The organism is Nostoc punctiforme PCC 73102, from assembly GCF_000020025.1.
GTDB lineage: Bacteria > Cyanobacteriota > Cyanobacteriia > Cyanobacteriales > Nostocaceae > Nostoc > Nostoc punctiforme.
In genome coordinates this window covers 2,319,416-2,345,755 of the sequence record NC_010628.1, presented here as the reverse complement: position 1 = coordinate 2,345,755, position 26,340 = coordinate 2,319,416, and the positions used below count along the sequence as shown (strand labels likewise).

The 26,340-nt window shown below is 39.8% G+C and carries 24 protein-coding genes and 1 pseudogene; 9 read left to right on the top strand and 16 right to left on the bottom strand.

Features of this window, described 5'->3' with window-relative positions; translation table 11 throughout:
* Positions 1 to 68: 68 nt before the first annotated feature.
* The 6 genes from NPUN_RS09680 to NPUN_RS09655 form a co-directional block, all read right to left on the bottom strand.
* Complete coding sequence (locus NPUN_RS09680) at positions 69 to 341, bottom strand: cupin domain-containing protein (protein WP_012408580.1); 273 nt, start codon at positions 339 to 341, stop codon at positions 69 to 71.
* Positions 342 to 362: 21 nt separating this feature from the next.
* Positions 363 to 722: a Mo-dependent nitrogenase C-terminal domain-containing protein gene (locus NPUN_RS09675; RefSeq protein WP_012408579.1), complete on the bottom strand. Its 360-nt coding sequence runs from the start codon at positions 720 to 722 to the stop codon at positions 363 to 365.
* Between the two features lie 680 nt (positions 723 to 1,402).
* A complete protein-coding gene (locus tag NPUN_RS09670) occupies positions 1,403 to 2,908 on the bottom strand; it encodes a protein kinase domain-containing protein (protein WP_012408578.1) in 1,506 nt (501 codons plus the stop codon).
* A gap of 47 nt (positions 2,909 to 2,955) precedes the next feature.
* The gene (locus NPUN_RS09665) at positions 2,956 to 3,504 is read right to left on the bottom strand and encodes a GIY-YIG nuclease family protein (RefSeq protein WP_012408577.1); all 549 of its coding nucleotides are present in this window, start codon (positions 3,502 to 3,504) and stop codon (positions 2,956 to 2,958) included.
* Positions 3,505 to 3,576: 72 nt separating this feature from the next.
* Positions 3,577 to 3,906: a hypothetical protein gene (locus tag NPUN_RS09660; RefSeq protein WP_012408576.1), complete on the bottom strand. Its 330-nt coding sequence runs from the start codon at positions 3,904 to 3,906 to the stop codon at positions 3,577 to 3,579.
* Between the two features lie 575 nt (positions 3,907 to 4,481).
* Positions 4,482 to 4,673, bottom strand: a complete 192-nt coding sequence (locus tag NPUN_RS09655; protein ID WP_012408575.1) for a hypothetical protein — start codon at positions 4,671 to 4,673, stop codon at positions 4,482 to 4,484.
* A gap of 294 nt (positions 4,674 to 4,967) precedes the next feature.
* Between NPUN_RS09655 and NPUN_RS09650 the strand changes: the two genes are divergently transcribed.
* Positions 4,968 to 5,465, top strand: coding sequence for a GNAT family N-acetyltransferase (locus NPUN_RS09650; RefSeq protein ID WP_012408574.1), 498 nt, complete (start codon positions 4,968 to 4,970; stop codon positions 5,463 to 5,465).
* Between the two features lie 190 nt (positions 5,466 to 5,655).
* Here NPUN_RS09650 and NPUN_RS09645 read toward each other — a convergent pair whose 3' ends face one another.
* A complete protein-coding gene (locus NPUN_RS09645) occupies positions 5,656 to 6,279 on the bottom strand; it encodes a class I SAM-dependent methyltransferase (RefSeq protein ID WP_041566030.1) in 624 nt (207 codons plus the stop codon).
* A gap of 374 nt (positions 6,280 to 6,653) precedes the next feature.
* On the opposite strand from NPUN_RS09645, the gene NPUN_RS09640 reads away from it, so the two are divergent.
* The 5 genes from NPUN_RS09640 to arsS all read left to right on the top strand — a co-directional run bounded on the left by NPUN_RS09640 (position 6,654) and on the right by arsS (position 11,223).
* Positions 6,654 to 6,941, top strand: a complete 288-nt coding sequence (locus NPUN_RS09640) for a Mo-dependent nitrogenase C-terminal domain-containing protein (RefSeq protein WP_012408572.1) — start codon at positions 6,654 to 6,656, stop codon at positions 6,939 to 6,941.
* Positions 6,942 to 7,134: 193 nt separating this feature from the next.
* Positions 7,135 to 7,809: a response regulator transcription factor gene (locus NPUN_RS09635; protein ID WP_012408571.1), complete on the top strand. Its 675-nt coding sequence runs from the start codon at positions 7,135 to 7,137 to the stop codon at positions 7,807 to 7,809.
* Positions 7,810 to 8,032: 223 nt separating this feature from the next.
* Complete coding sequence (gene arsM, locus NPUN_RS09630) at positions 8,033 to 9,001, top strand: arsenosugar biosynthesis arsenite methyltransferase ArsM (protein WP_012408570.1); 969 nt, start codon at positions 8,033 to 8,035, stop codon at positions 8,999 to 9,001.
* Between the two features lie 229 nt (positions 9,002 to 9,230).
* Entirely contained in the window at positions 9,231 to 10,190 is a 960-nt protein-coding gene (locus tag NPUN_RS09625; RefSeq protein ID WP_012408569.1) for an inorganic phosphate transporter, read from the top strand.
* Between the two features lie 43 nt (positions 10,191 to 10,233).
* A complete protein-coding gene (gene arsS / locus NPUN_RS09620) occupies positions 10,234 to 11,223 on the top strand; it encodes an arsenosugar biosynthesis radical SAM (seleno)protein ArsS (protein ID WP_012408568.1) in 990 nt (329 codons plus the stop codon).
* A 175-nt stretch (positions 11,224 to 11,398) separates the two neighbouring features.
* On the opposite strand, the gene NPUN_RS09610 is transcribed toward arsS, so the two are convergent.
* A complete protein-coding gene (locus tag NPUN_RS09610; RefSeq protein WP_041565298.1) occupies positions 11,399 to 13,234 on the bottom strand; it encodes a right-handed parallel beta-helix repeat-containing protein in 1,836 nt (611 codons plus the stop codon).
* Positions 13,235 to 13,916: 682 nt separating this feature from the next.
* On the opposite strand from NPUN_RS09610, the gene NPUN_RS09605 reads away from it, so the two are divergent.
* Both NPUN_RS09605 and NPUN_RS09600 read left to right on the top strand, forming a co-directional pair.
* Positions 13,917 to 14,924, top strand: coding sequence for a zinc-dependent alcohol dehydrogenase family protein (locus tag NPUN_RS09605; protein WP_012408566.1), 1,008 nt, complete (start codon positions 13,917 to 13,919; stop codon positions 14,922 to 14,924).
* A gap of 9 nt (positions 14,925 to 14,933) precedes the next feature.
* Positions 14,934 to 17,155, top strand: a pseudogene (locus NPUN_RS09600) (pentapeptide repeat-containing protein).
* A gap of 46 nt (positions 17,156 to 17,201) precedes the next feature.
* On the opposite strand, the gene NPUN_RS09595 reads toward NPUN_RS09600, so the two are convergent.
* The 6 genes from NPUN_RS09595 to ilvN all read right to left on the bottom strand — a co-directional run bounded on the left by NPUN_RS09595 (position 17,202) and on the right by ilvN (position 23,270).
* The gene (locus NPUN_RS09595) at positions 17,202 to 18,326 is read right to left on the bottom strand and encodes a sensor histidine kinase (RefSeq protein ID WP_012408565.1); all 1,125 of its coding nucleotides are present in this window, start codon (positions 18,324 to 18,326) and stop codon (positions 17,202 to 17,204) included.
* Positions 18,327 to 18,365: 39 nt separating this feature from the next.
* Positions 18,366 to 18,767: a hypothetical protein gene (locus tag NPUN_RS09590; RefSeq protein ID WP_012408564.1), complete on the bottom strand. Its 402-nt coding sequence runs from the start codon at positions 18,765 to 18,767 to the stop codon at positions 18,366 to 18,368.
* Positions 18,768 to 19,244 carry a Rab family GTPase gene (locus tag NPUN_RS09585; RefSeq protein WP_193372259.1) on the bottom strand — a complete coding sequence of 159 codons (477 nt, stop codon included), beginning with the start codon at positions 19,242 to 19,244 and terminating at the stop codon, positions 18,768 to 18,770.
* 38 nt (positions 19,245 to 19,282) lie between these two features.
* Positions 19,283 to 21,067, bottom strand: a complete 1,785-nt coding sequence (locus tag NPUN_RS09580) for an OmpA family protein (protein ID WP_012408562.1) — start codon at positions 21,065 to 21,067, stop codon at positions 19,283 to 19,285.
* A gap of 229 nt (positions 21,068 to 21,296) precedes the next feature.
* Positions 21,297 to 21,905 (bottom strand): hypothetical protein, encoded by a 609-nt coding sequence (locus NPUN_RS09575; protein ID WP_012408561.1) that lies wholly within the window; start codon positions 21,903 to 21,905, stop codon positions 21,297 to 21,299.
* Between the two features lie 846 nt (positions 21,906 to 22,751).
* Positions 22,752 to 23,270, bottom strand: a complete 519-nt coding sequence (ilvN, locus tag NPUN_RS09570; protein WP_012408560.1) for an acetolactate synthase small subunit — start codon at positions 23,268 to 23,270, stop codon at positions 22,752 to 22,754.
* Positions 23,271 to 23,619: 349 nt separating this feature from the next.
* Between ilvN and NPUN_RS09565 the strand changes: the two genes are divergently transcribed.
* Positions 23,620 to 23,988 carry a BON domain-containing protein gene (locus NPUN_RS09565; RefSeq protein WP_012408559.1) on the top strand — a complete coding sequence of 123 codons (369 nt, stop codon included), beginning with the start codon at positions 23,620 to 23,622 and terminating at the stop codon, positions 23,986 to 23,988.
* Positions 23,989 to 24,133: 145 nt separating this feature from the next.
* Here the strand turns inward: NPUN_RS09565 and NPUN_RS09560 are convergent, their stop codons facing one another.
* Positions 24,134 to 25,108 carry an alpha/beta fold hydrolase gene (locus tag NPUN_RS09560; RefSeq protein WP_012408558.1) on the bottom strand — a complete coding sequence of 325 codons (975 nt, stop codon included), beginning with the start codon at positions 25,106 to 25,108 and terminating at the stop codon, positions 24,134 to 24,136.
* A gap of 54 nt (positions 25,109 to 25,162) precedes the next feature.
* Complete coding sequence (locus NPUN_RS09555; RefSeq protein WP_012408557.1) at positions 25,163 to 26,182, bottom strand: aldo/keto reductase; 1,020 nt, start codon at positions 26,180 to 26,182, stop codon at positions 25,163 to 25,165.
* Positions 26,183 to 26,340 lie beyond the last annotated feature (158 nt).

Genomic DNA, 26,340 nt, shown 5'->3' with positions numbered 1-26,340 from the left:
TGAGATGTTGTGAGGTTTTGATTTTGTAGATCATCAAGAAAAGAACGGGGATCAATCTTAACTCTTAACTAATCAAAGTAATAATGTTTTTTCACGTCGCTTGTAATTTCCCAGATGCAGGACATTCCAGCCGGAAAAATCACCAAATCGCCTTTACCCATTTGCACTGGTTGTCTACCATCAGGAGTAACAACCACATCGCCTTCCAAAAAGTAGCAAGTTTCTTGAGAATCATAAGTCCAAGGGAATTTTGAGACTTCCTTTCTCCAAATATCCCATTTATAGACACCCAATTCATTGAGGCGTTCTTGTCTGGGCTGATGCTCAATTTGAATTTCCATGTTGCGTTTTTCTAGTTATGTTCAGCAGTAGGATTGAATATCCTCTCCACACTGATCTACTAAATAACACAAAGCGCGAAAACGCAAATAGACAAGTTCGTTATAAAGTGGATTGAGTTTGCACATTGGCGGAATGTGTCCTATTTTGCGACCAAAAAGCTTGATATCACGCTCGAATGGACACTGAGCAGGAATCAGTTTAGCAATAAATTTCGCTAATTTCTGATTCTGAATCTCAATTTCATCCAGCCATTGACGTAATGGTTGCAATAAATCTAATTTAGGTTTAGCTAATTCCTTTTTGCTATCTGCTAGATTATTTTGTCCTAAAGGTTGAATAAACGCAGGCAAAAAAATACGCTGATTCTTGATTTTAAGCATAGTAGTAGGCAAGGTTTTCCTTGTGTAGATGAACTATTTGCCGAATGGAATATTACCATCTAATCTGTCGAGCCAATTTGCATTATGCTTGGAAATTATGCAGAAAAATAAGCACAATGCAAAGAATTTACATGGATCTTTGGAGGGAAATTGTCTAACTAATTGTTATTTAAGCCCACCAAATCGGGAAGAACTGTCCCGTTAAATACAAAATAACAAAGAAATTATAAAAATGGCATTTCTTTAACTTATGGATTGCTAATGTTCGAGATAGCAATTTTATATATTAAATATAAATGCCTGGTTCTGAAACGGCCTAGTATCTAGAGATGGAATTTGGCGTAGAAAAAAACAGTTTAGCTCTCACTCTATATAGGCTTCGGTAGGACTAGTCTCTAATATCTAGCGATTTTAGGTTATTAAATATCTAGCGATTTGTCTGGTATATTACACTAGACAACCTAGATATTATCTAATAAGTAGCAATAAATCCTTTGATAAGTTCAAACTAATATACTTAGAAGTTATAGCATTTACAAGAACATTTGCAATAAATGTATCGAGTGTAACCGCTTACACTAGTACGCCCCTACCAACATATAAGGCTCATATTTGATTGATTTTTGAAAAAACTCAGTAAAATTCAAAAAGCCTTCTTTCCAGTTGCCTCTTGCCTAAACTTATTTCTTAAAATATCTCAAGCCGTAACGTTCTTGATATTTGTTGATATACTCGATATTTTGTTGCTCTAATTTTGACAGTAATTTAGATGGAAACGCTTTTGGTGAATATATAGGTTTATACCAAGGTAGGTTGTCAAAATAATCTTGTAATCCAGGAGTATCAAAACGGCGGCCGTGACTAGCAAAAATCGAATTTCGCATAATATCTAGTTCAAAACCGTCTTTACCATCCAAATCTGCATCATTTACAAGTCTTTGGGAAAGCCATAAATAAGTGTTGGCAGTCGTGGTACCTACTGGCGGTATTGATGTCGTTGGGGCGGGTGTAATTTGAGTAGTAACAGATGGGGTTTGAGTAGGAGCAGATGGGGTTTGAGTAGGAACAGATGAGGTAGTTGGTATAAATTTAGGAGTTTCTCTCACTGGGCTGGTGACATTTGACGGAGTTTCTGAAGGTAATACCGTTTTGTCTGCTGTAGATTGAGTAGGTTTTGTTAATACCTGGCTAATAATCACAGATGCACCGATTAGCCCACCTGCAATCAAACTGCCCAGAAGGATATTATTTTGACTATTACCTTGAGGATTTGGCTGTGGTTTGACAGCCACTGTCTGAGGTGGTGGTGCAGAAACTATAGTTGGTTGAGTCAAGATGGGTTGCGTTGGTGGAATTGGATTTGCGATGTTCTGCAAAGTATCCAGCATTGCTCTAGCTGTGGGGTAGCGATCGCGCGGATGATATGCGATCGCTTTATCAATCGCTCCTGCTATGATTGGACTAACATGACTCGCATACTGTCGCCACACGATTTCACCCGTCTGGGAATCCGTCTCTAGTTGTTGCGCCTGTTTACCAGTAAGTAAATAAATTATCGTCATTCCTAAACTGTATAAATCACTCGAATAAACTGGCCTACCTGCGGCTTGTTCGCTCGGCATATAGCCAGGTGTACCAATCACAATCGAACTGGTAGGATTGCCTTGAGAATTTACTACGGTTCCCATTGACTCCCGGATAGCGCCAAAATCAATCAGCACTGGTTTACCATCACGATGACGCACAATGATGTTATCCGGTTTAATATCGCGGTGAACGATGTGCTTAGAGTGAACATAATCCAGGACGGGTAATAAATTTATGAATAATTCCTGGACAGCGCCTTCACTAAATAGCCCCTGCTTTTGAACTTTTCCAGTTAGGGTATCGCCTTCAACCCACTCCTGGACTAAGTAAAATTGCCCACCAGAGGAGAAATAGGCATACAATGCTGGAATTTGGTCATTTGCGCCACCGAGTTCTTCGAGAATAGCTGCTTCCCGTTGAAACCTCTCTTGCACTAACTGGTAAATTTGGGGATTATTGTGAATTGGTCTTAGCTGTTTAACCACACAAAGGCGCTTTGAGGGCATATAGGTATCTTCTGCTAGATAGGTTTCACCAAACCCACCAGCACCCAGTGTGCGGATAACTTGATAGCGATCGTTCAGCAGCTGTATTGTCATGGGAGATTATAAGCGATATTCATAAGATAGTTTTCCCAAAACAACATTCATTTCAAATCTAGTAAACCTTCTTCTTTCAATTTAGGATTGAAGCGAATTTGCATTTGTAAACCACGCACTTCTAATAATTGCGTTGAAATTTCTGCTTCTACTCTCCGCGCCACATTTTTAATAATTTTCATTTGTGCTAATTCATCATTAGCTGGATTTTGATATTTTGCCTGTTCTTCAGGTGTCATTATTAATTTGACATCAATGGGATGAGTCCATTTTTCCTTGTTATCCCCATTTCCCCAAGGGACACTGCCATTTTCAGCAATCCAAGCATTTTCAGTATTTTCTAAAATTGTGCGACTAGGGCGTTCAATAGTTTGAATTTTGACCCAATAGCATTGCTGTGGCTGACGGACTAAATGCTGCTTGAGGCTGAGATAAACATCACGAGAGTATCCTACAAATTGCAGCACTTTTTCTTGGTCAAAAATAGCATATACCCCGATTTTACCTTGAAATTGTTCAGGTAATTGACCGCTATAATCAATGTAAGGAATGTATTCCAGGGCTGCCAAAGAAGAAAGATTTGTTTCAAGAGCCATACATCAAATATTAAATTTACTATTTGCCTTCAGAATGGAAAATTGCTAATTAGGGAAAAACTATCTTTAAAATTACCCATTACCAAATTTTTGGTAAATTGCACAAAGGCGACTGGGTTTAAAAATCTTAGCACTAAACATGAAATTTGGTGGTACATTGATAATGGCATATTCATCAGATTCATGATACTTCTCAAACTCTGCTGGCATTCCTTTAGTTGTAGTTAAGCTATAAGGAACTGGTTGGAAAATTAATTCTGTAAATTTAATTTGTTCACACTGCAATTGTTGACGAATTTGATTTAAGAAAGCATCGCTTGTCAATAAGTTGAACAAAGTTTCTTGGGCTTGTGCTTCAAGAGTGAAGCTGCCATCAAAGTTCTGGACTATTTTAAGAGACATTTTCTGTATAGGTAGTTCTTAACGACTCAGTGAAAAATCACCACTTTAAGATCAGCCTATTGGATTGTGGGACTTCTGTCAGCCACTAGAAGAAGCTGGCATGATTAAGAATCATGAAGTTGAGCAGATTTTCAGGGATAGGTGATTTTCCCTTAGCACTGTGCTGACAAACTTCAGACATCATATTCAAAAATATTAATTAGGACTTACGCAAAACAGCAGCGAAAGCCTTGATTTACCGTAGGGGCAATTTCTGTAGGCACGAAGCGCTTACTCTACAAGTTCTCCAACGGAATTATTGCCCCTGAGCGCGTATAGTTTTGTGTAAGCCCTAACTAAGCGCAAGGAAAATCATTTTTTTAGTACGAAGTAAAATAAAATACATAACAATGCCAGAATACAAAAGCTATGCCTAGATTGGGCTGCGCCTACGAACTTACCGCACCACGTTCTCACACAACAAAAATGAGTGAATAATCGTGATATAAACCACAACCATCCACTCAAAGTTTAGTAAATTGGGTTTACTAGAAAAACCCAAGTAGATTATTGAAACTTGGCAAACTTCAAACCAATTAACGTGACTCAGTTCCCTGATTGGGGCTACCTGCTACAGAATCATTTTCTGGTGCTTCTGGTGTAGCAGTGGGTTTAGCATCGCTCTTTTCATCATCGCCAGTTTTGCGCTTACTTTCGTCAAGAGTGGTTTCGTAATTACCAGAACTGGGTGTATTTTCTTGGCTACCAGCTTTTTGTGGTTCAGTCATTATTACATTCCTAATAATCTTATTGTTGGTATTATCCTAAAAAGGTTAGGGGTGTGAGTGCATCTATCCAGATATAGTTATGGCTGATTTCTACCTCTATCGGAAGTATTGTTTAGTACTACTCATGTATACTGAAAAAATCCAGAAATGTAGAGTTCTTTAACCTTACAACGCTTCCTATGGTTAAGGGAGAACTTGGAATCGGTTTTATGTCTAAGATGCTTTTGCATCTGAGCCTGGCTAGGTGAATAATATGATGTGATGATTACGATCCAAACTATCAAAGTGTAATTAATGAACCAGAGTAATCTATCGTTACCATCTGGGTGTATGCTTCGCAAGGCAACCTCTGGGGATAAGTGGTCAATTCGATTGCTGGTATTCTCAGCGAAACTCGACCCAACCCAATTAAACTGGCAGCAATTTTGGGTAATTGAATGCGGTGATAATCTCGTAGCTTGCGGACAGTTACGTAATTTTTCAGGGGCACAAGAACTTGGTAGTTTGGTCGTTGCATCAGCTTGGAGAGGTCGCGGTTTGGGTACTTTGCTAACGCAGCATTTGATTAATACAGCAACGCAACCACTTTATCTTGAATGTTTAGGTGAACGATTGGCACAGTTTTACAGTCGGTTTAATTTTGTACCAATATCTTTTGAAGACTTGCCACAATTTCCCAGAACAACAGGCTTGTCTACGCTCAACGATAAATTTAGATTGTCGCAATTAGCTAAAAAGCTGCTCAAAGTTCCTGTGGTATTTATGGAATATCGAGGTCATACTAATTCGTAATTCGTAATTAAGATACAAGTAAGTGAGCGTAAATAATTGTCGTTGGGATAAGGCAATAGACAATAGGTATAAGGGTTTTAGACTAGTTTATTTTTCTTTACATATTTTGATTTTATTGTGCCAACTTACTTAGAGAAGAATGACTGATACAAGCTGTTTCCAATCTTTTACTCCCTCCCATTTCCTATTTTCAAATCGGAGGTTTAGCAAAAATTGTTAGTAAGACTGGCCCTAATAAATAGTGGTGATTCAAACACAATAGCCCAGCAGAAGAGCCAAGAAGTTGACGTTGATTAGGACTGTAGAGTCTAATTCCACGGGGAGTGAGTGGCAATAATTGAGGTTCTGCCTCTTTTTTAGAAGTAATGTTAATGTCAACTAAGTAGAAGCGTCCACCGGGAGAAAGTACCCGTGCTATTTCACTAAGCACCTGTTTCGGTTCCAAATAGTGCAAGAAGCTGATAGTGCTGAAAACAGCATCAAATTGACCATCAGCAAAGGGAAGAGACTCAGCTTTGCCCTCAATATAAATTAAACGTGGACGGTGGTGGTTGCTCTGTCTTGCTAACCGCAACATATTAGCAGAGAAATCCAATCCAGTACCCCGCAGGTCGGGAAACTGAGTAGCAAGGCGCTCAAGTAAGCGGCCAGTACCACAACCGATATCAAGTACATTTGCTGGCTTTGGTAAATCGACGTACTCCAGCAAGCGTTTGTGAATGGCTCGATAAAACACTGAAGGAAAGAGCCAGTCATAACTTGGTGCCCATCGGTCAAAAAGTAACTTTTTGTTAGTGAACAAGTTATCAGTCATAAGTTTTCGCAGCTTTCTTAAAGCTTGATGCTTTTTTAGGCTAAGTTTAGCTGCGCCTCCCAGAATTTGGTTATAGTTTTGCAGTCCGGCAATATCTAGCCTAGCGTTTGGCACAATATAACGGTTCTCGACCCAGTGAGTTACAGCTTTAGCCGATTTATTTCTTGCAAAAGTTTTTGGAAATGGGATAAATCATCAGGAATTTTGATCCTTGAATGTGTAGTTTACAGTGTACCTAGAGATTCATTCTATCTTTGTAGAGAACGAACGAACTAGGAATCAGTGCATAAAACTATAGAACCTAAGTGTATGTATTTATAGAGGTTCAAATAGAACAAACTCAATCTAGTTTGAAATTATTAAGGTGAAAAATTATGACAAGCTTTATTCAAGTACGGTCACACAATGATTTACTACACCCAGTGCGCGAGTGGTTGGAAAAGATAGAAATTCATAACTCTAAATTGGCTCATTTCTTATGCAAAGCTATTCCTGCTCAGTGTCCCTTTGAGCAAGATATCATACTGTTTGGTCGGAAGCTATTTCATATTCCCCCGATGTGTAAATTAAATCCCCTATATGAGGAAGTGGTTGGTTTGCGTTTTAAAGCGCTCTGTTATCTTGCCGATAAATGTGGTGAAGATGTCACAAGCTATTGCTAATAGTCAGTTTGATGTTCTTTGATTAAGCAGCCATTGGTATTTGCAAATATACTGTTGTTACTTACTCAGGTTTATACTAAGCTAACGTACACCTAATTTAGATGTTTGGCTATGTAAGTAGCTGGCACCTCGCTAAAGTGTTTCCAGACCGTATTGTTGCTTACCGTACCCTGCTGAAATCATTAATATCATCATGACGCACATCTTACTGGTTGAAGATGAAGTCAAACTGGCGCGATTTGTCGAATTAGAATTAAATTATGAAGGCTATCAAGTCAGTATTGCCTACGATGGATTAACTGCACTCACCGCAGCGCGTGAGTTACATCTAGATTTAGTAATTTTAGACTGGGTGTTGCCTGGCTTATCGGGGTCAGAAATTTGCCGCCACCTGCGAAATATTAGTGATAAATTGCCGATAATATTATTAACCGTCAAAGATGAAGTAAGCGATCGCATTGTAGGCTTAGACGCTGGTGCTGATGATTACCTCGTTAAGCCCTTCAGTGTTGATGAATTATTAACCAGAGTTGGCGCTCACCTGCGAAGAAGTTGGCAAGTAGACAGCGCAGATGTTTTAGAATTTGAAGACCTGAGTTTAAATCGTCGCACGCGCCAAGTGTACCGAGATCAAAGGTTAATTGAGTTAACTGCTAAGGAATTTGATTTACTCGAATATTTACTGGCCCATCCACGACAGCTAATTACCTGCGATCGCATTTTACAAGAAGTTTGGGCTTACGACTTCATAAGCGATGCCAACATCATCGAACTTCATATACGCTACCTGCGTCTGAAACTTGAAGCCAATAACGAAAAGTGTCTCATTCAAACTGTGAGTGGTGTCGGCTACACATTGCATGATTGAATTTGAGATGGGGAATGGGGAATGGGGAATTGGGCATTGGTTATTAATTCTTGTCCCTCATCTCCCTTATCCCCTATCCAGTGTGAAATAACGATAAAACCTCAAAGTTTTCTGTTCTAGGAAGATTTGGGGTTTTTGGCAATCTGAGCAATAACTCATCCAACTCAGGGTTAATTATATTAGGATGCACAAAGCTGTCATCATCATAAAAATCTAAAACTGCATGACTTATCTAGAAACAGCAGCGCAATTCTACCGCGAAGTTGCCGAAACCCCACAAGTTGGACTTTGTTGTGTGCAAAGTACACCCCTGCAACTACCAGGGTTGAAAATTCCTTTGGCTATGCAGGAAATGAACTATGGTTGTGGCACTACCGTTCACTCCACCGAACTAGGAAATCAGCCTACTGTGCTTTATGTCGGCGTTGGTGGCGGCTTAGAAGCGTTGCAATTCGCTTATTTTTCCCGCTATGCAGGTGCTGTAATTGCCGTTGAACCGGTTGGGGCCATGCGGGAAGCAGCCGCACGCAATCTGGAAATTGCTGCTCAAGAAGACCCGTGGTTTGACACGAGTTTTGTAGAAATCCGCGAAGGTGATGCTTTTAACTTACCTGTTGCTGATGCTAGCGTCGATATCGTGGCGCAGAATTGTCTTTTCAACATCTTTGAGCCAGAAGATTTAAACCGTGCTTTAAAAGAAGCCTATCGGGTATTAAAACCAGGCGGACGTTTGCAGATGAGCGATCCAATTGCCACTAGCCAAATTCCAGCACATCTTCAACAAGATGAACGACTCAGAGCCATGTGTTTATCAGGCGCACTCACATATCAAGAGTATACTGAACGGATTACAAATGCTGGCTTTGGTCAAGTTGAAATTCGCGCCCGTCGTCCTTATCGTCTACTAGATTCCCAGACTTATAATTTAGACGAACACCTACTTTTAGAAAGCCTGGATTCTGTCTCCTTTAAAGTTGATATTCCAGAAGATGGTGCTTGCATTTTCACGGGAAAAACAGCAATTTATGCTGGCTCGGAACCCTTCTTCGATGACTCAGCCGGACATTTACTCCAGCGAGGTATTCCCGCAGCAGTATGTGATAAAACTGCTGCTAAACTTGCGGCTATCAAGCCAGCAGAAATAATTGTTACTAACTCGACCTGGCACTATATCGGTGGTGGTTGCTGTTAATTTTGGAAAAAGGAATTCAGGTGTCAGGAGTCAGAATGGGCTAAACGCCCCGCTACCGCTAACAGAATTATTCTGTACGACACTTCTCTACGAGACGCTCCGCGTAGCTTGCTTCCCCGGAGGGGTACGACAAGCTCAGTGCATCGCTGGGGTATGAATGTATAATTGAAATATTTTACAAATTGCATTCTTAATTCTGGATTCTGACTTCTTATTTATAAACTCCAAAATGTTGTTAATTAGTTTATTTATCGCTACGCTTTTTTTAGCATATTCTAATGGTGCCAATGACAACTTTAAAGGGGTAGCAACGTTGTTTGGTAGCCGAACTAGTAGCTATCAAACAGCAATTTTGTGGGCAACTTTCACAACTTTAGGTGGTGCAGCAACTGCAACTTTTTTGGCAAGTACACTAATTAAAAACTTCTCTGGTAAAGGATTAGTGCCTGATGCGATCGCTAATTTACCAGAGTTTCATCTCGCAGTTGCGATCGCAACTGGTCTAACTGTACTGATAGCCACCCTTATGGGGTTTCCCATTTCCACAACTCACAGTTTAATAGGTGCGCTGGTTGGCGCTGGATTAGTTGCGATCGGACTCAAAGTTAATTTTGCCGTTTTGGGAACTTCCTTTGTTTTGCCTTTATTTCTCAGTCCGATCGTGGCTATTCCCTTCGGAGCAGCAATTTACAGCTTATCTGGCTATATCAATTCCAAATGGCACCTACCAGTCAATCAAAAAATGATTGATACTTGCCATTTTCTCAGCGCCGGAGTTGTGAGTTTTGCTAGAGGATTAAATGATACTCCCAAAATTTCCTCACTTATTCTAGTTATTGAGTATTTTTCGGTTCAGGGGGGAATGATCACAATTGCGATCGCAATGGCACTTGGCGGTTTACTCAACTCCCAAAAAGTTGCTGTCACCATGAGTGAAAAGATTACCTCATTGAATCCTCCTCAAGGCTTATCAGCAAATATAGTAACTGGAATTCTAGTGATTGCAGCTAGTCTGTTTGGACTTCCTGTTTCCACCACTCATGTTTCAGTTGGTTCTATTTTTGGAGTCGGTTTGACTGGCAAAAAAGCCAATATGGGTGTGTTTTATCAGATACTATTATCGTGGATTTTAACTTTACCCACTGCTGCAATTATTAGTGGAATAATTTACCGATTATTACAAGGTTAGAGAAATTGAATAATTTTTTGTCATATTTAAGGAATAGTAGCTAATGCAAACTCAATCAAAAATTACACTATTTAAAAATAAACTAAATTCCCCTTTGGCAAAAAAGGGGATCTCTGTTTTACAAATTAATCTAGGTAAGCGTTGTAACCTTGCCTGTACACACTGTCATGTCGAAGCTGGTCCAAAACGTACAGAAGAACTTTCTCCTGAAGTTTGCGAACAATTGATTTCGCTAATCCATAAATTTCCCGAAATTCAAATTGTGGATTTGACTGGTGGCGCACCAGAAATGAATTATGGATTTAAGCCATTAGTAGAAGCAGCAAGAGCAACCGGTAAGCAGGTGATTGTCCGGTCTAATTTGACTATTTATTTTGAAGAGGGATTTGCTGATTTACCAGAATATTTTGCTCGACACCAAATAAGAGTTGTAGCTTCCTTACCATGCTATTTAGCAGATAATGTTGAAAAAATGCGTGGTTTTGGCGTTTTTGATAGTTCAGTCAAAGCTTTGCAATGGCTTAACCAGCTCGGCTATGGTAAAGAGGAAAATTTAATTTTGGACTTGGTATTTAATCCTCAGTTACCCATTACTGAAAAATTTTCCTTAGCTCCCGAACAGACTAACCTAGAACAAGATTATAAAATGTTCTTACAAGAACATTTTAATATTCTATTTAATAACCTCTTCACCATTACTAACCTACCAGTTGGTAGAACTAAAATACATTTAGAACGGAGAAAACTGTACAGTAGCTATTTGCAGTTTTTAGAGTCAAATTTTAATCCTGGCACAGTTGAACATTTGATGTGCCTCGATCAACTTTCAATTGATTATCTAGGAAATGTATATGATTGTGACTTTAACCAGATGATGAATTTGCCTGCAAAAACTGACAATTCTGCAACCTTAACAGTTAGCAAATTGCTAGAAGCTGGCAGTCTAGACCTGATTAGTGAGATCCAAACTGCTGCTTATTGCTATGGTTGTACTGCTGGGTGTGGTTCTAGTTGTGGTGGTGCTTTGCTCTAAGGCCTCTAAAAAAGTCTGTTACCAAAATTGTTACCAGTGCGTTGTTGTTGGGCTGTTACTTTATGATGAGATTTAGTTAAGCTCCTTACACCACACTGAAAACCGTGAAACACAATGTTTCGCGGTTTTTTCCCTTTTAACCTTTTCCCTTTCCCCCAAAACCCGACAAGTATTGTTACCACTCCCATCGACCGATGTCAGGTGCCGAACCGGAGTAAGGAAGTCCTACATTAGTTCCTCTATCCACCACAAGACTGCGTGACGAAGCCGCCTTGTAGTAAGTGTTCCAACGGTCGCCTGTACCTGTAAATCTTGGATCGCCCTGGATGTTTGTCGCATTAGCCGCGAATCGGATCTGCCAAGTTGGTTTTGCTGGGTTCGTATTCCTGCGGAGATTATTAGTGAAAGCAATGTTGTTACCTCCTTGCACATCGTCTCCTTGAGAGTTCAAGAACACATTATTTTTGATCGATATCTTGTCTGCGGAGTCGAGCTGTAGACTATTCCCTAAGGTATCGAACACATTGTTGTGAATCTTGATGTTGGAAGCTGAATCGGGAATGAAGACGGCAGCACTGTTCCCGAAACCAAATTGAACTTTACGAGCAACATTTGCGAAAATATTATTGTGGATGTTGATGTTGTGATTTTCTATACTTCCGCCCCATGCTTTCCCTCCCCAGATCGCAATACCGAAGCCCTTATCCTGAAAGTAGGAGTTGGATATCTCAACTCCACTCAAGGCAACCTCGATTGACTCCTTAACACTCTGTCCGTCAATATCTTTTATTCTTACGTTTCGCATCTTGAGATTGCTTGGGTGTGTAGCTGTCGGCTGGTAATCATTCATTACTGCATGATTAACCATCGATAACCACGTATTAGAGGTAACGTTGTAGATTTCGTTTCCATAACTCAAATTCCAAAGTTCAATGGAAGCATCCTCGCTCCACTGTGAATCGACTTCCGGAACCTGGATGTCGCAATCGTGAATCTTCACGTTACGCAGATGACCTACATGCATGAACTTGATGCCGTATCCTTTATTTTCTCGGATAGTAATGTTGTAGATGGCAGCGCCATCCAACCCTCCAAGTCTCAGGTTCCCGGTAGATCCTCCCGATACTCCATCCGCTGCGGAGTTGATAAACGTGCAATCATATATCGTTGTGTTCTTCATCCACTTTCCCTCTGGAAGCGGGACGAACCACCACATATTGCCACGGGTAAAAACTGCACCACTGTGCTGGAAATCTTTGAACGTGACATTATGCATAGTCACGTTATTACGATTTTCTACCCAGACACCGGCTTTGATGGTCTTGCCGTTCCCGTCTATGGTGAAGCCGCTTAAGGTCTGATTGCCGTCTGTCGCCTCAACCATTTCAGAAGGAGCCCCGTACCTAGGGCTTGAGCCGGAGTAGCTAGGCGAGACAAGCTGAATAATGCTTCCATAATGCAAAAGACTCCAGTCGGTACTACCTGTGTTTATTCCTGGAGCAGGAATTGCACTGTTGCTAGTGATAGTCACGCTTGATTCACCTGCTCCCTCGATATTCACACCTGGCGGAAGTACCGTCGCTTCCGTTTCCCTATAGACACCTGCGTTCAGGTAAATCGTGTAGTTTTGATTCGGTTGAACTCGTTTTGCTGCATAGGCCAACGTCCTCAACGGCTTGCCTAGCGACCCATCGCCTCCGGTGTCGCTTCCTGTGGGAGATACGTAGACGTACAAGCTCGTGGTAGATTGGGTAGCCGCAATTTTAGGATTAGTCCTTTGACCATACTTCTCCCTAAACAAATAGAAAAGGTTGAAATTACTATCATTAGGAGGAACCCTAAAAATCAGGTCTTTATCATTTGCGCCTCCCCCGTACCTCGTACCGTAAAGCTTACCATCGCTGTTTTGTACAGATTCTGCCTCTGAAGTCGAACCATCGGACTTATTACTGCTATTAAACGAATGAATAACGGTAGGTGTAATGTTAGCGATCGCAGGAGTTTTCTGCATAGTACCTAACTGGGTTGTGACTACAGCTACCAAAGCAATAGTAGTTAAAGCTGCGTAGGAAAGAAGGGAGCGTAGAGTCTTTATCATTACTCAAAGGAGTGAAAAGCGATGGACGCAAGGGAGAGGAGAAATGAGGAAAGAATGAGAGGAAAAAGAATAGAAAGCTTTCTAGCGTAAGAAGTATTGCGACGGGAAACTCTTCCTCATCTTTGGAAGGAGGAAGTAAGACTACTTGGAAATTTTTATCCAGTACCTATCGATAGATAAACTGTAAAAAACCTACCATTCTATCTTTCACCTGAGTATTAAGATTTATTCGTGTGAATTTACGTCCTCTACCCTAGAGTCCACACTCTTATACTTACAGGTGGAATTAACACCAAGGTTTATAAGTGTGCAGTAGACAAGCTTGGTTGATGACATGAATTTGTCTCGATGTCATTTAATTGCTGGCTATACAGCAATACAGTTTCGTTAGCGGTAGCGGGGCGTTTAGCCCGTGCTGAGTTAGGAGTTACGGATTCTTCCCCTGCTCCCCCTGTCTCCCCTGCCTGCCTTAACAGATAAATTTGCTTAACTGAACCTGGGCTATACAGCAGTTTTTCTTCAGACAGAATTTTGTGTCTACCCCTTGCGCTAAAGTTGCATAAGAACGTGCATCTAAAGCCAGGAGGAAAGAATAGTGAAAGCAGTCTTGATGACAGCAGCTGGCAGTCCTGAAGTTCTGCAAGTACAGGAAGTGCCAAACCCTGCGGTTCCCGTAGGGAATACTGAACTTTTAGTGCGTTTGGTGGCGGCTGGCATTAACCCCATTGACACTAAACTTCGTAGCCGAGGCACTTTCTACCCCGATCGCACGCCGACAATCTTAGGATGTGATGGTGCTGGTGTAGTTGAGGCTGCGGGGGCTGGTGTTCAGCGTTTTCGCCCAGGCGACGAAGTATACTTTTGCTACGGCGGGTTGGGCGCACACCAAGGCAATTATGCTGAATATAGCGTTGTGGATGAGCGCTTTGTGGCACGTAAACCTGCCTCTATCTCCTTTACAGAAGCAGCCGCAGCACCTTTAGTATTAATCACCGCCTGGGAAGCTTTATACGAACGGGGACGATTGTTACCTGGGGAACGGGTTTTCATTCATGCTGGTGCTGGTGGTGTCGGTCATGTAGCAATTCAATTGGCGAAACTCAAAGGTGCTACTGTTGCGACCACAGTCAGTTCTGAGGAAAAGGCTAATTTCGTCAAAGAACTTGGTGCAGACCATGTAATTTTTTACAAACAAACCGACTTTGTGCAAGCGGTATTAGATTGGACTGGCGGCGAAGGCGTAGACTTGGCTTTTGATACCGTAGGCGGCGAAACCTTTCACAAAACTTTCCCCGCAGTGCGAGTATATGGTGATATTGTGACGATTCTCGAACCAGATGCCAATACTGTTTGGAAAACTGCTAGACTACGCAATTTACGCATTGGTTTAGAATTAATGCTGACACCAGCGTTGCTAGGATTGGAAGACATCCTCCAGCATCATGCAGAAATTCTCGAACAATGTGCCACCTGGATCGATGAAGGAAAGTTAAAAATTCATGTTAGTCACGAGTTTCCTTTAAAAGAAGCGGCTAAGGCGCACCAACTAATTGAAAGCGGTTCTGTGACGGGTAAAATTGTTCTACTCATTAGCGACAAATGATCGAACAATTTGCATAATTTATTTTTTAAACATAGATGCACCCAGAGGTTAAACGCAAAGATACCCAGAAAGCTTTCTCTGCGTACCTCTGCGCTTCCCTTTGCGTTCCTTTGCGTTTTACTTCTCCTCCTCCCCCTACCTACTTCAGCAGCACAGACGCAACCAGAACGTACACCCCTAACTCTGGAATTATTACAAGAACGTCTACGCACACCAACACTCCGCGAAGGAAATTTTACGGTAGATTTGCAGAAGATGGTGATTGATTTGCGCCTCGAAAACGCTAGCTTTCGTGATGCTTTTTACCAACTACTGCGAAAAGAGCTAGGTACAAAACCTCTGGGTTTAGACCTCAGCTATGCCCTGATTTTAGGGGATTTTGTGGGCAGCGATTTGGGTTTAAGAACCTCCTTATACGCCCAAGCTATTGCTCCGATTTTCACAGCTACTGAAAAAGAAGAACTAGAGCGTTTGCGCTTTATTTGTCTAGAATCACTAGCCAACTCCAAAGATTGTCGATCGCTTTTGGGAAGAGAGCCAACCTCATCCAGTGAAATTGCCGTCTTTCGTGGTGTCTTGAAACTCGTGCAAACTCGCTTCAATGGCGAAATGAAGTTCTCTAATACATTCTTTCTTCAGTCTGTGGATGCCCAAGGTGCAACTTTTCTGCAATCCACGAATTGGGCTGAAACCCGATTTGGTCGTCCCGTCAGCTTTAGTGGTACTAAATTTAAGCAACCAAGCAATTTTCAGGGCAGTATTTTTTTTGAAAAAGCTAATTTTAAACAAACCCAATTTCAGGAATTCGCTGATTTTCACGGGAGTATCTTTGAAAAGATTGCTAACTTCAACCAAGCAACTTTTAAGCAATTGGCTAAATTCAGTAGTGTGAAATGGCAAGAAAATGCTGATTTTTCTGATGTCCGCTTTGCCAATCAAGCCCAGTTTACTAAAGCAAATTTTAATCAGTTTCTCTTTTTAACAGATGCGACTTTTGAGCAAGCTCTCATATTTCGAGAAGTGGAGTTTAATCAATCAGTTAATTTACAAGGTGCAAGCATTCTCAATCAAGCAGATTTTAGCGATGCCAGGTTTTCTCCAGAAGCTTGTCTAAGCGTACCTGGTTTAACTTTTAACTCTAACCAAGCAAAAATTTTAGGTAATCCCGGTCAGATTGGTAAAATGTTCTGCATTCCTACATTGCAAGGTAATCAAAATATTTTGCGAAATTTGGGGCAAAATTTCCGTCAGCAACAACAAGTTGCTGATGCTAATGAACTGGAATACACAAAACAACAGCTGCGATTAGTAGAAATGAGCCGCCATTTGACAGCTACAAATATTAATAGTGCAAGTGTTGCAAGTTTGATTAACTGGGTTTTTCCGCAACTCAAGCCGCAGCGATCGCCCAGCGTCGTCTGATAAAATCCTTCCGCAACAGTAGTGAGTTATTGACCTTAGCAGACATCGATTTAGAAAAATACACACAACTGAGCGATCGCTTAATTGTTGGCGAATCCCTTTCTATTAGTGGCTGGTTACTGCAAGCTTGGAGTTGGTTGGGATTGAGTGTACTGCTGTTGTTGAGTGGCTATGGGACGAATTTTTGGTTAGTGTTTGGCGTGGGAGGAGTTGCGATCGCCTATTTTGGCTTACTATTTTGGCTAGTGGATCGCTATCGCCGCCTGCATCCTGTACCAATTATTCCCACATCCTACGAAACCATTGCGATATTAGTCAGTTTTAGCGTTTTAGAATTCTTGAGCTTACTAGCCATCTTTCGCAATGCTCAACAACCTTGGCTGACATTGGGGTGTCTTTTCATAATTCTTGTCCCCGTACCACTGGCATTATTGATCCGACTTTACCAACAAGGTCGTTATCACGATTTAATGAACGTTTCTTACTTCACCGAAGATGGCACATTTCGCCAGTTACGATTGTTGATTGGGCGTTTACCAGTGATACCAAGGAATCAGACATTTCGTGAACGATATATGCCTCTACTGAGCGATCGCCGTTGGAACTGGCTCAACTACTATGATTTTAGTCTCAACAACTTAGTGAAATTAGGATTTAACGACATTCGCCTGCGAGACGAACACTTACCAGGCATCATCTCTGCACTTGCTTGGTATGAATGGAGTTTAGGTGTAATTTACATTACTCTTGTTTTGTGGACTCTTTCTCGCACAATTCCGGGATTAAATTTGCTAATTTATCTGAAGTAGCTTGCCACGCAATTAGCGGTAATGAATTTATTAAGCGGGACACTTCTTAACTCATCACTGATGGTAGTCTTGGCAAGCGGAACCAAAATCTAGAACCACCTTCAATACGAGGCAAATAACCAATCATACCTCCCCAGCGTTCAAGTGTGATTCTACAAAAATAAAGACCTAAACCAACTCTCCCTGATTTACCTTTGCCTTGAGAAAACTTTTGAAATAAATTCTTTTCCATTTCTGGCGGTACACCCAAACCACAATCATCTATAGTAACTAAAACATATTGCCCATCCAACTGTAGACCAATAGTCACAATAGAATCTGGGTTACTATATCTATAAGCATTTTCTACTAAATTAGAAATCACTCTATCTAAACGAGATTTCTCTCCCATAACTTTCCAGTCTGTTGTCATATCAATATTGCTAGCAAGCTGTAATTGGATATTATTAAGGGCAAAGTTCAGTTTTGAAAACTCAATTACCTCTTGTATAGAACTTAAGATATTAGGTGCTTTTTCAATATCGATATGAGAATTTTCTGTTAACATCGCTTCAGTAGAAAAAGCGTCTAAAATATCTTTAATCAGCATCTCTTGTTTTAGACATTGCTTTATACCAGTTTCTAAATATTCTTTTCCTTTAGGCGTTAAGTTTTCAAATTCTAGTAGTGCAAAACAGCAGTTAATAGCACTCAATTCCACTGCTATATCATGGATAAGACAATGAACTAGAACATCTTTTTTTTGATTATCCTTAAGTAATTGCTGATAAATCAATTTATATTCTCTAGCTTTTTGGAGAATATACTGCTGTTCTTGATAAGAATCTTCCAACGCCTCAATCAATAAAAATTTCCTATTATCTACACAAATGGCATAAGCTTTAAATTGATATTCTTGTCCAGTTGCATCTATTTCAGTCCATAAACCTGAACTGAGTTTTTTAGTATTATTGTTAGTCCAAAATTTTTCGGCATCAACTAAAAAATTATTTAAAAAAGAAAACTCTTCATGTGGTATTGATATATTCATTCCTGATGCTAAATTTTTACAAGAAAATTGATTTAACCAATCAGGTATATTACCAATAATTTTAAATAAACCTGCATCAATTTTTTCTAACACCAGAATGTTCAAAGCCGTGAGCATATCATTCGCGATCGATGTATTCATGAGTTAAACCTGATACAATCAATTAATTTTGACTTTAGGTTAGTAATTTAACTTTCTATTTAATTTTTCGTATAATAATCTGAAATCATTTGCTTTTTGCTGAATAGGAAAGAGGTAATCTCTATCACAGCTACTATCTAACAGCAATACCCAATCTGCTTCTTTCGTCGGTAATATATGAACATCTACACAACTGCCACACTCTGTTTGGATGAATGGTAAAAATATGGAAGTATCATCTAATGGTAGTAACCCTTCTAGAAAGACAACTTGCTCTTTTGCATTTTTGCCTTTACGGAGGTTTGTAATTCCATAAGCTGCCAATTTCCCACCCCAAGTCAAGAGGCTACCATCTTTATTAACCAACAGATAGCCAAGAGAAGACTCTGCTGTTAACAAATTTAGAATATAGGCAATTACAAAAACAGGGACATCCAACATTTAGCAATCCAATATTTTTTTAGCGAGAGTTTGAAAAGCTTCTTCTACACCAATACTATGTTTGGCACTTGTTTTAATCACAGTCCAACCATTTTGTGTAACATCATCTATCTCAGCAGATTCAATTTCCCATTCATCCGTTATATCCAATTTATTTATGACTAAAATAAAGGGAACTTGACCAATAGCATCTTCTATTTTTATTTGTAAGTCAAAAGCTTTTTGTAAAGTATTATGTCTGGTACCATCTACAACTAATAAATAACCAGCAGAACCTCGTAAATAAGACATTTGTAATTCTTGAAACTCATCTTCTCCATAGATATCCCAAAGGATAAGGTTTATTTTTTTATCTTGAATCTCTATAGCTTTTTTATCAATTTTTACACCCACAGTAGTATGATATTTCTCAGAAAAAATGCTGTGGACAAACATTGCTACTAAACTAGTTTTACCTGTAGCAAATGCACCTATCATACAAATTTTCTTCTGGATAACCATAAATTGATCTAATTTTATTTAGAGATATTATTTATTAATACTTTGAAAGAGACTCTCCGATTAAATTCTTTAGATTCTGATGTTAATTCTGGCTGGGAAGTTAGGCTAGAACTTACAGTTAGTGCTTGAAATTGGTTTATCTTGATTCCTTGGGATATTAAATAAGATAGAATTTTATTAGCGCGCGCTTGACTGAGTGGTCTATTTCTTCGTTCTGTTCCAGTACTATTAGTATGTCCAATTATTTGAATTTGCACATTTTTACCTAAATACTTGGCAATATTCAAACATTTGCGGATTGATAAAAACAAATTAGGCAATTTGTCAATTTCACCAGGCATCAACTCAGTTGTTCCTTCTGTAAAAAAAAATATTTCTTTTTCTATCTTTATTTTAGATAACCGTAACTCGCTAAGTTCTATTTCTACGAGTTTTTGGTCTTGAAATTGGGTAATACCAGGAATAAATGTCCATAATTTCCGTGCTTCTAAAATCCATTTACGGGGTGCATAACCAGTTACATTAAGAATACCGTTGTTATCAACCATTAATGATACAGTTTGGGGAGGATGCAACAACTTTTCAACTCTTTTGGCAGCAAATTGTGGCTCCAAAGACAGATAAGGTTGCCACTGGCTAATTACTATTTTGGGATTAAGATTTGTTTGTTGTATTAGTGTATTAGGATCTACTGCTAAGGGATCGCGCATTCCCGAAATAAAATATTTGCCAAAAGCTTGCTTGGTGTTAATCACAACAATTCCTGGCAGAGAGTTGAGTTTTTGGAGATATGCTTGCCAACGGAGTTGTTCTCTAATAGTAAAAAAGCCCCAAGTCCCACAAGCGATCGCGATCGCACCCAAGAAAGCCCAGGCATAGGTATAATTTTTTTTAGCAGCAGATTTATACTGAACTACCAGACAAGCTTCTAAATAAGGCAGGCTGGACTGAAATGCTGCTGTTTCCCCTGTAAAATTTTGAATTTCTCTACCTAGCTTCAGGTGAATTTTTTCTATCGCTTCTTGCAAAACTAACCTTAATTCTTGGGGAGGATTCCCTCGAATCATCGCTGCTACTAAAGCTTGTGGCCCCTCTTCAATCCAAATCATTACTTCTCCAAAGCGTAAACTTTTTAGTCCATCTACTTTTTGTACCCTAAAGGAATCTTTGACAAAATCTTGGATAGCTGTCAACATCGCAGCTACTAAATCTGGATCTTGAACTGTTACCTGCGTTGTTACTAAATGTTGCAGCAATAATCCCGATTTTTTATGAATCAAAAATATTTGTTCTACTCGATAAACTAGCGTCCGTAACAGCACAATTTCCGCAAATGATTTTCCTGTGCGTTGCGCTTCTAGTCTCCATTTAAAGCTCTGTGGAGACAAACTATGTTCCAGAGTTTGATTCATCGATTGCATCATTTCCTCAAGAGCCGTGGAAATCGCCTTGCGAGTAGCTGGCCCAATAACTGGAAATAATGCATCTGCAAGCACATTGTGGTCTTGTTTAACAGAAACTTCTATGGCATTTTCCACAGTTGATACCATTACTTCGCCAAGTTGTTTATCTTGTTTTGACCGCAAGATTACAGCTTCTGGAAGCATCTTGCTAATATCTTCTGGTAAAATTTGAGGGTTTTCTAATCGCTCATAAAGTGTTTTGAGTTTAGTCGGCTCAATATCCAGAAGCAAACTACGGAGTATAGTTAGTTCATCATTAAATTCGAAGGTTTGGTTGTTGCTGTTCAAACCTTCAGAGGATGCTTTCGGTATTGGATTATTTGAATAGTCACTCATTACCAAAATTCCCCAATTCACAATTTATCATCAAGTAGCAAGCATTCTGTTGTAAGCAGGAGAGATGCGCCGATAGGTAAAAATCTTTTAACCTTAGAGTAGAGGATATTTTGAAAGTATTCTTGTCTTAAAACTTTTAAATTATTTTAAGTTCTCCTTTTTAATAGGGGTATAGAGAATATAAGAGTGCCAAAATTAATAGTGATAAATTTTCAAACAATTCTTTAGCTCAAGACTTATTTTCTGTATTCAGCCGGCTAGCTAACTCTGTAAACATAGCAGCCAGATTTGAACGATCCGTTTTGTCTCTACGAAGTTCTTGAGCTTCCCGTTCTATTAAAGCTACTATTTCCTGAGATTTTTGTTGTATCTCATCTTGTAAGCTTTTAGATTGGTTGAGAATCTGCTCGCGCAACTCTCGTTGACTATTAGTCGCTTGTTCATCAAATTGAGTAATCTTTTTTTCTAAAGATATAATTATGCTTTTACTTTCTTCAGCAACTGCTTTTACCTGAGAGTCACGATCTAATTGCTCATTTTTTAGGCGCTGCGTTAAAGAATCAATTTCTTGTTTAATATAAATTTCTAAAGCATCTAGACGTTTTCTTGTTTCATCTCGCACGTTGCCCAATTCTTTAATTAGACGTTCTTCTAGACGGCTAAACTTTCTTTCTGTATCCCGTGTTTGATTGCCAAAAAGAATTTCTCTAACTTTATCTAAGTTTCTACCTTCGCTCATGCTGTTACTACTAAATTGCAACTCATTTATGTTTGCATTCGGACTCTGTTTTTCTATATTTGATGAATTATTATTGATGTATTCTTCAGGTGAGTTCATATTGTTAATTCCTTGGGAAACTAAATTTTGATTTGATGTTAATTTTGATACTATATCCACAACAGAGGTACTAATAAGTATAAATTACATTTATACGTAAAAAATTACATCTACTTGAATATATAGGAAAACATCCAATCTTTAGCCAAAGTAATGATGAATTTCGCAAGCTACTTATGGAGAAGCCGATTTTTCATTCTTATCTGCAAAACCCCGCTTCCATCCTCTTCCTGCTCTGACTACGGTGTACACACAAGTTAAATTATCTCCCTGATGTATCGGCTAAAGTGTATACCAGTCAAAAAAACTCGATTTTCCATTGTTCTTTCGTTCGCATTGCCTCAGCCTGCATAAGTAAGTGGGCGTAAATAATTGTTGTTGGGATCAGGCAACAGGCAATAGATACAAGGGTTTTAGGCTAGTTCATTTTTCTTTACATAGTTTTATTTGATTGTGCCAAGCTACTTAGATTTTTATAGTATAAATTTGTACTTAGATAGCATTGCACTAAGTGTAGAAAACTTCAATATCAATACTTCTTGAGAGCAAAGTAAAGGTATCTATCTAAATTGCAATCAAGATTAATAATTAACGAATTCAATCTCCATATTTTCAAAATAAAAGTGCAAATTTAAACGAGAAAATTCAATTTAAATAAATTTATAAGTCTGAAATTAGATATATGAAAAGATTGAGAAATTATTGTCCCAAAATTCATTTGAGAATTTGATTAAGTAAATATTGCAATACTACTCGGTTAAGAATATTTTAAAGTGCAAAAGTCATAGTAACAATTGCCACTATGACTTCTGCTGTCTTTGATTTATATGCTGATTAAATTCCTAACTAAACTTTTGCTTCCAAAGATTTGAGTAACTCGGTATTCACGCCTGACTCACGAGTCAGGGCAATTTTGCCAGTGCGGGCGATTTCTCTTAAACCAAATTTTTGCAACACCTGCACGATCGCTACCATTTTACCTGGATCTCCCACAACTTCTAAGGTGAGAGAATCTTCTGCGACATCCACGACTCGCGCCCGGAAAATCTGAGACAGTTCAATCACTTCTGAGCGATTGCTGCTACTAGCATTCACCTTCAAAAGCATCAATTCTCGTTCGACGCAAGGAGTTTCGGTAATATCCTGTACCTTGAGGACATTAACTAACTTGTATAGTTGCTTGGTGAGTTGCTCGATCACGCGATCGTCACCAGGTACAACCATTGTAATTCGGGAGACTCCTCCCTGTTCAGCAGGACCAACAGCAAGGCTTTCAATATTAAAACCACGACGGGCGAATAAACCAGAAATGCGGGAAAGAACACCCGCCTCATCTTCTACGAGAACTGAAAGGGTATGTTTCATCTTCGCCAACAGAGGCTAGAACAGGATTTGAGGAACGCAGAAACTAGTACCGCTTTGCAGAATTCACTCATTCAAAAGTCAAAATTCATTGAGTTACAAACTCTTGACATTTTGTCAAATGTATGTTGATTTCTGTTGTAGCGCACTACTGCACTAATTATCAGTGCAACCTTTTATTGTAAACTCAATAGCTGCACTCATTGCATTCTCTAGAAATAAAAAATTGGACAGAAATTATCCTGCAAGGAGGAATTTTATGGAATGGATATCTTTTCATTGGTAGATGCGGCATTTTCGTAAAGCTTTTATACTCCACTCAGTAAGCCTCTAATTCAGGAGAAAAATTTTTATGGGTTGGTTACAAAGACTATTTGGAATGGAAAAACCTCAAAATGCAGAAGTAAATCCTACTCCGCAGTCAATAGCACAAACTCCTAGTACTAATGCTGCTCCTACTGCTACTCAATCCATACCCCCAGAACGTTTGGGATTAAGTGGTGAATATGACCAAAGTGGGTTGGCAAAGCGGGTTGCTTTGGCATTTGATGAAGATCCCCAACTTGATGATGTTAATACCCTTTGGGTTGCTCAAACGGGTAGCACTGTTGTATTGAAAGGCAAAGTTCCCAGTCAAGAAATTCTTAATAAGATGATTTCTGTAGCTCGTTCTGTGAATGGCACTACAGATGTTGACACTAACCAAGCCACGATTGGCTAGGTGTTAAGTAATTCCTAATTCAATGGTCGCAAAGGTATTGGCTGGCGCGATCGCTCCCATTGCATAACAAAAGCCTCATATCTATCTCTTCAAAGAGTCGCCAACAACGCTAGCTGATGAATGCGTGGTATAAACAAAGGCCCTCTTAGACAATTTCCGGCAAAGCTGGGAAAGTGTAAGGGGGTTGGCGATGCCTGTGGCGGGCTACGCCTACGCTAACCCATCTCTCAATCCAATCTACAATAGCTTGGTTGACTTGCTCAGGACATTCATCATGGGGACAATGGCCCACGTCTGCTAAATTCAGTACTTCCAATTTTTGGTTGTATTGGGCAAATCGGTTAGCAAGGGCTGGGGGAACAAACCGATCCTTTTGTCCCCAAATTAATAACATCGGAATTGTTAAGGTTGGTAATACTGTCTTAACGCTGGGACTAAAGTTAATTCCGATCGCAGCTTTGAACAAAGCACTAAAAGCCCTCGCTGAACCTCTGTCTTGGGGAGGCCCAGCTAAAATTTCTATCAGTTCATCGGTAATCGCCTCTGGGTTAGCGTAGGCAAGACTAGCCCAGCGACGCAGCACCCCTGGACGGCGCACGAAGTTAAACACAGGTTTAAGAACTAATGGCGAAGCGACCACATTTTTAATTGCTCTGACAAGGGGCCGCAGCATGGGAGGAATGGCTTCTTGTTCTAGGGAAGGGTCGGGTAAACTCATCATCACTATACCCAGCACCATGTCGGGATGAGCGGCGGCGGCGGCCATGGAAATCAGTGAACCGTTGGAATTGCCTACTAAAATTGCCGGTTGACGGATAAAAGTTTTCCAAAAATCGTAAACCTGCTCAACCCACAAGTCAATGCTGTAATTAGCTGCGGCTTTTTCAGAAGCGCCAAAACCCAGCATATCAATGGCGTAAACTGTGTGATGTTCAGCCAACACTTCTAGATTATGTCGCCAATGACCAATGGAAGCGCCAAAGCCATGTAACAGAATCAGAGGTTGTGTTTTGTGGTTATTTTGGCTAGGGCGAATGTAAGTATAGCGGGTTTGCCAGCCCCGCCAAACCCAATCTCTTTGATTCCCAACCCGTTCTTGCCAGTGCAGTGTAGTGGTCACGATCTTCTTTAATTCATCAGCATGAAGATACTATTATTACCTGTTTCCCGATAATTATCGCCGATACTCGTCGCCACAATCGCCGATTAGCTGATACAAATCTCGTGACTGTCGAGATACGGCACTGATGCGATCGCGATCGTCAGCATCTAAACTAAAACTAAATACTTTGGCGTTATCTTCTATATGTTCAGATACACCAAGTCTGGCACCAACTATCACACCACCCACGGTTGGCTGATCTAAAATGTAACGCACTGCTACGTTTGAGATACTTACTTTATGCTTATTAGCAATTTCCTTCAAAATAGCTAGCAATTCTTGAAATAATTGCCAACCACCCCAAGCATCAATCATATTTTTATATTTTTTCAAACTAGCAGTGGACAGATCAGATCCTCGCGGTTCCGGTTTACCCAAATAGTTTTCTGATAACAAGCTGCCGCACAGTGTACCGTAAGTAAAAAGCTTGATGTCATGCTGCTGACAAAATTCTGCCATATTAACTTCGGGACGGCGGTCAATAAGGGAAAATTGCACTTGATTAGAAACAATTTTGATACCTGCTTCAGTAATCAGCTTCAAATTTTCCGTGTCAAAATTAGTTAAACCTAGATGCTTAATTTTACCCTCAGTCTGGAGTTCTGCCATATATTTTAGGGCATCTAAGTAATTTTTATCCTGATATTCCCACCAGTGGAATTGCATCAAATCTAACGATTCCACATTCATTCTTCTCAGGGAAATATCAATGTTTTCCTCGACCAATTTCTTCGTCATTTTACCTGGACGAGGCACCCATTTTGTAAACGCTTGCACCTTAGATAAAGCATCTTTACCACGAGTATCAATTAGTTGACAGCGAAACTCACCAATAAAGTCCTCAGCAGGGCCATAATGATCTGCTAAATCCCAAGTGGTAAAGCCTGCATCTAAATATTTGAACATAGTCTCAATGGCAGCTTGGGGATTGATCCGTCCGTGTGCGCCGGAGACTTGCCACATACCATTTAATATGCGACAGATGTTCAAATCAGGAGTGAATTGGAGACGGCTCGCTGTGGGTAAGTTCATTTTCGATTTTTGGAGTTAGAAGTTGGAAGTGAGCAGATTTAATAATTAGTGAGTTGAAAAGCGGTTTTTTACAGCTTTTTAACTTTTCTACTTTATTATGAATGATTTATGACGACTAGAGTTAAAACTCCTAACTCTTGTAAAGACGCGATTAATCG

Excerpts from the sequence above, each read along its gene's own strand:
- NPUN_RS09635 (WP_012408571.1), top strand. The coding sequence starts at position 7,135 with ATGACGCACATCTTACTGGTTGAAGATGAAGTCAAACTGGCGCGATTT.
- arsM (WP_012408570.1), top strand. The coding sequence starts at position 8,033 with ATGACTTATCTAGAAACAGCAGCGCAATTCTACCGCGAAGTTGCCGAA.
- NPUN_RS09595 (WP_012408565.1), bottom strand. The coding sequence starts at position 18,326 with ATGAATACATCGATCGCGAATGATATGCTCACGGCTTTGAACATTCTG.
- NPUN_RS09590 (WP_012408564.1), bottom strand. The coding sequence starts at position 18,767 with ATGTTGGATGTCCCTGTTTTTGTAATTGCCTATATTCTAAATTTGTTA.
- NPUN_RS09610 (WP_041565298.1), bottom strand. The coding sequence starts at position 13,234 with ATGCAGAAAACTCCTGCGATCGCTAACATTACACCTACCGTTATTCAT.
- NPUN_RS09640 (WP_012408572.1), top strand. The coding sequence starts at position 6,654 with ATGACAAGCTTTATTCAAGTACGGTCACACAATGATTTACTACACCCA.
- NPUN_RS09670 (WP_012408578.1), bottom strand. The coding sequence starts at position 2,908 with ATGACAATACAGCTGCTGAACGATCGCTATCAAGTTATCCGCACACTG.
- arsS (WP_012408568.1), top strand. The coding sequence starts at position 10,234 with ATGCAAACTCAATCAAAAATTACACTATTTAAAAATAAACTAAATTCC.
- NPUN_RS09565 (WP_012408559.1), top strand. The coding sequence starts at position 23,620 with ATGGGTTGGTTACAAAGACTATTTGGAATGGAAAAACCTCAAAATGCA.
- NPUN_RS09585 (WP_193372259.1), bottom strand. The coding sequence starts at position 19,244 with ATGATAGGTGCATTTGCTACAGGTAAAACTAGTTTAGTAGCAATGTTT.
- NPUN_RS09555 (WP_012408557.1), bottom strand. The coding sequence starts at position 26,182 with ATGAACTTACCCACAGCGAGCCGTCTCCAATTCACTCCTGATTTGAAC.
- ilvN (WP_012408560.1), bottom strand. The coding sequence starts at position 23,270 with ATGAAACATACCCTTTCAGTTCTCGTAGAAGATGAGGCGGGTGTTCTT.
- NPUN_RS09575 (WP_012408561.1), bottom strand. The coding sequence starts at position 21,905 with ATGAACTCACCTGAAGAATACATCAATAATAATTCATCAAATATAGAA.
- NPUN_RS09665 (WP_012408577.1), bottom strand. The coding sequence starts at position 3,504 with ATGGCTCTTGAAACAAATCTTTCTTCTTTGGCAGCCCTGGAATACATT.
- NPUN_RS09660 (WP_012408576.1), bottom strand. The coding sequence starts at position 3,906 with ATGTCTCTTAAAATAGTCCAGAACTTTGATGGCAGCTTCACTCTTGAA.
- NPUN_RS09580 (WP_012408562.1), bottom strand. The coding sequence starts at position 21,067 with ATGAGTGACTATTCAAATAATCCAATACCGAAAGCATCCTCTGAAGGT.
- NPUN_RS09625 (WP_012408569.1), top strand. The coding sequence starts at position 9,231 with ATGTTGTTAATTAGTTTATTTATCGCTACGCTTTTTTTAGCATATTCT.
- NPUN_RS09650 (WP_012408574.1), top strand. The coding sequence starts at position 4,968 with ATGAACCAGAGTAATCTATCGTTACCATCTGGGTGTATGCTTCGCAAG.
- NPUN_RS09675 (WP_012408579.1), bottom strand. The coding sequence starts at position 722 with ATGCTTAAAATCAAGAATCAGCGTATTTTTTTGCCTGCGTTTATTCAA.
- NPUN_RS09645 (WP_041566030.1), bottom strand. The coding sequence starts at position 6,279 with ATGACTGATAACTTGTTCACTAACAAAAAGTTACTTTTTGACCGATGG.
- NPUN_RS09655 (WP_012408575.1), bottom strand. The coding sequence starts at position 4,673 with ATGACTGAACCACAAAAAGCTGGTAGCCAAGAAAATACACCCAGTTCT.
- NPUN_RS09680 (WP_012408580.1), bottom strand. The coding sequence starts at position 341 with ATGGAAATTCAAATTGAGCATCAGCCCAGACAAGAACGCCTCAATGAA.